Annotated in this window: 1 pseudogene; it reads left to right on the forward strand. The window is 54.3% G+C overall.

The annotated features are described in order from the left end of the window. Positions 1-591, forward strand: a pseudogene (locus J7439_RS25930) (hypothetical protein); the annotation flags it as partial.

The following is a 591-nucleotide window of genomic DNA, read 5'->3' on the forward strand; positions in this document are numbered from 1 at the left end:
AGATAAGCGATGATACTGCCGGTGGCTGGCGAGGAGTAACCGGCAGCATTGATTACCAGACCGGGGCGTTTACCATTCTGGCATTGCAGAATTACAACTATCCAGAATGGCGGGTAAGAACTTACGCTGGTGGTAAAATCAGGGAGGTCGAGGCCACCAACGTCCCAAAAGTCCAAACCTTTAACGGCAGCACCATCACCGCCATTGCACAGGCGAGTAACCTGAGTCATGCGCCTTATAATGAGAATATTACCTCGCCAGAGCTGACCATTGATCTGTTGCCCTTGATGGACAATACCGTTTTGCTCCCCGGCAGCGTGGTCTTTGAATGGAATGGTCAAACCTACTTTGACCGGGACGGCTCGCTCTATAAAAACCTGAGCACAGAAACCAATGCCGGTATTCAGGTCGGCAGAGTCGATTACAGCGGCGGATTGGCAACTCTGGCCAACTATCCGGCTGGTACCGTCAATACGGCCACCATTCAGGCAGCGGCAACCATCGGGGTGGGCTTTGGAATAGATGCGGTGGCTTTCCGAACTCCCGGCGCTCCGATCCGTCAGGGCAGCTTGCAGCTAACGGCGGTGCGGA

Origin of the sequence: Salinisphaera sp. G21_0 (assembly GCF_017744115.1) — a bacterium.
Lineage (GTDB): Bacteria > Pseudomonadota > Gammaproteobacteria > Pseudomonadales > Endozoicomonadaceae > Endozoicomonas.